This window comes from Candidatus Viridilinea mediisalina (assembly GCF_002532535.1).
Classification (GTDB): Bacteria; Chloroflexota; Chloroflexia; order Chloroflexales; family Chloroflexaceae; genus Viridilinea; species Viridilinea mediisalina.
Genome location: NZ_NQWI01000217.1, coordinates 1 through 3,408, shown reverse-complemented (window position 1 = coordinate 3,408; position 3,408 = coordinate 1). Strand labels below are relative to the sequence as shown.

The window sequence follows — 3,408 nt, the reverse complement described above, 5'->3', positions numbered from 1 at the left end:
GCGAGGACGCGAGGACGCGAGGACGCGAGGACGCGAGGACGCGAGGACGCGAGGACGCGAGGACGCGAGGACGCGAGAACGCGAGGGCGCGAGGGCGCGAGGACGCGAGGGCGCGAGGACGCGAGGGCTTCGCCTCACGCATCCTCGCATCCTAGAAAGGGGCAATAATGACGGTTGAGACACGTCAGGCCAAGCTGCATATTCGTTGGCAAACGGAGGATGAGACGTTCCTAAGTCTTGATGCGCTCCAAGGCCATTGGACAGAAGAGCAGTATCTATTGATGACTGACCAGACCAAGCGATTGCTGGAGTATACCGACGGTTATCTTGAGGCGCTACCAATGCCAACCGAAGAACATCAAGATATTTCGCAGTTTCTCTTTCTGGCCTTGCTCGCTTTTGTGCAACGCATTGGTGGCAAAGTCTACTATGCGCCACTGCGGCTGCGTATCCGCGCCAACAAGTTTCGTGAGCCTGATCTACTGTTGCTGTGTGATGCTCATGACCCGCGCCGCCAGCAGCGCTATTGGCTTGGCGCTGATCTTGTGGTTGAGGTGGTTAGCCCTGATGATCCTGAGCGCGATACGAAGGTGAAGCGTAGCGATTATGCACAGGCGGCGATCCCTGAGTATTGGATTGTCAATCCACTCACAGCAACGATTACGGTCTTGGTGCTTGAAGGTGCAGCCTACACTGAGTATGGGTGCTTCGCTCGTGGTGAGTACGCGCAGTCAACGTTGCTTGATGGCTTTGGGGTTTGGGTAGCTGATGTCTTTGATGCAAAGTAGGGTGACGAGGTACAGAGGATTGCACCACAGAGGCACCGAGGACACAGAGTGGTTGAGGGAGGGAATGGCAACGGTGATTGCTGTACCATAACATTCTCTGTGTTCTCTGTGTCTCTGTGGTGCAATCCTCTGCTATCTCACAGCACGACCCCAATGGCGCGATCAATGTCCTCTTCCTGCTCTACCTGGGCTAGGACGGCAGGCGAGGCGGGTTCGTCGAGGGTGAGAACCATCATGGCTTGCTCACGGGGGGCGAGGCGTCCGACATACATGCCGGAGATGTTGACATCGGCGCTGCCAAGGAGGGTGCCGACGCGCCCAATCATGCCGGGGCGGTCGCGGTGGTAGGTGAAGAGCAGCGGCCCTTGGGGGATGAAGTCTACGAAGTAGCCGTCGGCTTGGACAATGTGGGGTTCGCCGCGTAGCACTGCGCCGCTAAAGACATGCTCCCCCTCGCCCGTCTGGACGCGCAGGGTCAACAGACCACCGTAGTTCTCGGCATGAGGGGTAGTGCGTTCGGTAATCCGCATGCCGCGTTCGCGGGCAATGAGGGGCGCATTGACCGGCGTGACGCGCATGGAGCTATTCGCTTCTAGCAAGCCTTCAAGGATGGCCAGTTTGATCGGCTGGGTGTCCATGTCGGCCAACTCACCACAAAACTCAAGGTCGTAGCTCCGCACTGGAATCTCGATCATCTGAGAGACGAGGCGGCCCATCTGGCGGCCCAGGTTGAGGTAGGGCTGCAAAACGCTCCAGGCTTCAGGGGCAACAAAGGGGGCATTGACGGCGTAGCGCGGCGTGGCGCCACTAAGCGCCGAAGCGACTCCTTCGGCCACTTCGCTCCCTGCGGAGATCTGCGCTTCGGCGGTGGAGGCACCGATGTGGGGTACAGTAATGATCTTGGGGTGGTGAATGATTTCAGCTTCGGAGGGCGGTGGCTCACTGCTGAAGACATCGAGGGCGGCACCGCCCAACTGACCCTGCTCGATAGCAGCGATGAGGGCGTCTTCATTGACAATGCCACCACGGCTGGCATTGATCAGGAAGGCTCCGGGCTTCATCTTGGCAATGTGGGCCTCATCAAACAGATTGCGTGTGCCATCAACCAAGGGAATATGGAGCGACACCACATCGCTGCGGCTGAGGAGTTGATCCATGGCCACCAACTCGACCCCAATCTGCTCGGCGCGATCGAGCGAGACCACGGGATCATAGGCCAATACGGTCATCTCCATAGCGCGGGCGCGCACGGCCACTTCAGAGCCGATACGCCCCAAACCGACGAGGCCAAGGGTTTTGCCGCGAACTTCCCAGCCAACGAATTTGCTGCGTTCCCACTTGCCACTCTGGAGCGAGGCGTGGGCTTGGGGAATCGATCGGGCGAGGGCCACGAGTAGGCCAATGGTCAACTCGGCGACCGCGACATTGTTGGAGGCGGGCGCGTTCACCACGATGATGCCGCGAGCGGTGGCGGCAGGCACATCAATGTTATCTACGCCGGTGCCAGCGCGTCCGATCACGCGCAACTTGGTGCCGGCCTCAATCACCTCAGCGGTAACCTTGGTAGCCGAACGCACCACAAGGGCATCATATTCACCAATAGCAGCGAGCAGACCGGCCTTATCGAGGTCGAGGCGAACATCAACACTGCCCGCCTTTTTCAGCACCTCAAGCCCTTCGGCGGCAATCTTTTCCGTGACGAGAATACGATCCATAGGTTTCTCCATTAACAATCGGGAAGGTTACTTTACCAGCTTGCGAGGATGCGTGAGGCGCAGCAGCGAGAGTTTCGCGTCCTCGCGTCCTCGCAGACGGCAAAACAGCCACGAACCATATCTAACCAGCCACACGCTCTTCCAGTTCTTCACAGATAGCGTGCAGAATCAGGCCATGAACTTCTTGAATGCGGGCACTGGCAGCGCTCGGCACCACGAGGGCGTGGTCGGCGAGGGGCAGGGCTTGGCCGCCATCGTTACCCAGCAGGGCAAGGCTGAGCATGCCGCGTGAGCGGGCAACGCGGAGCGCCTCGATGATATTGGGCGAATTGCCAGAGGTACTAAAGACCACCAAGAGATCGCCGGGCCGCCCCAGGGCAGTCAAGGGACGGGCAAAGACTTGGTCATAGCCAAAGTCATTGGCGATACAGGTGAGTGCGCCGCCATCGGCATTGAGGCAGTAGGCAGCCAGGGGGCGGCGGTTGGAGCGGTAGCGCCCAACCAGTTCTTCGGCGAGGTGCATCGCATCAGCGGCACTGCCGCCATTGCCACAGGTAAAGAGGGTATGCCCAGCGAGCAGCGCCTCGCTCACAAGGCCAGCGATGGTATCAACAGCTTCTGACTGAGCAACAAAAGCGGTCAGGACTGCTTGTAGCTCATGAGCTTGAGCGCGAAAGGAGGCCATAGCAATTCCGTGGCGGAGGGGTGGAGGGAAGGATACAGAAACGAGAAAATAGAAAATAGGGGTTAGTGTGAAGAAGCCTTGGGTTGGCAGACGGCAGCGCGGTGGCTTCGACAGGCTGGCTTCGACAAGTTGGCTTCGACAAGTTGGCTTCGACAAGCTGGCTTCGACAAGCTGGCTTCGACAAGCTGGCTTCGACAAGCTGGCTTCGACAAGCTGGCTT

Annotated in this window: 3 protein-coding genes; 1 reads left to right on the top strand and 2 read right to left on the bottom strand. The window is 59.0% G+C overall.

Annotated features, from left to right (window positions below; genetic code table 11):
* Positions 1-167: 167 nt before the first annotated feature.
* On the top strand, positions 168-788 hold the full coding sequence (locus CJ255_RS21410; protein ID WP_097646110.1) for a Uma2 family endonuclease: 621 nt from the start codon (positions 168-170) through the stop codon (positions 786-788).
* Positions 789-925: 137 nt separating this feature from the next.
* Here CJ255_RS21410 and serA read toward each other — a convergent pair whose 3' ends face one another.
* Positions 926-2,503, bottom strand: coding sequence for a phosphoglycerate dehydrogenase (gene serA, locus CJ255_RS21405; protein ID WP_097646109.1), 1,578 nt, complete (start codon positions 2,501-2,503; stop codon positions 926-928).
* Positions 2,504-2,624: 121 nt separating this feature from the next.
* Positions 2,625-3,188 carry a D-sedoheptulose-7-phosphate isomerase gene (locus CJ255_RS21400; protein WP_097646108.1) on the bottom strand — a complete coding sequence of 188 codons (564 nt, stop codon included), beginning with the start codon at positions 3,186-3,188 and terminating at the stop codon, positions 2,625-2,627.
* Positions 3,189-3,408 lie beyond the last annotated feature (220 nt).

Coding starts and splice junctions, on each gene's coding strand:
- CJ255_RS21410 (WP_097646110.1), top strand. CDS start 168: ATGACGGTTGAGACACGTCAGGCCAAGCTGCATATTCGTTGGCAAACG.
- serA (WP_097646109.1), bottom strand. CDS start 2,503: ATGGATCGTATTCTCGTCACGGAAAAGATTGCCGCCGAAGGGCTTGAG.
- CJ255_RS21400 (WP_097646108.1), bottom strand. CDS start 3,188: ATGGCCTCCTTTCGCGCTCAAGCTCATGAGCTACAAGCAGTCCTGACC.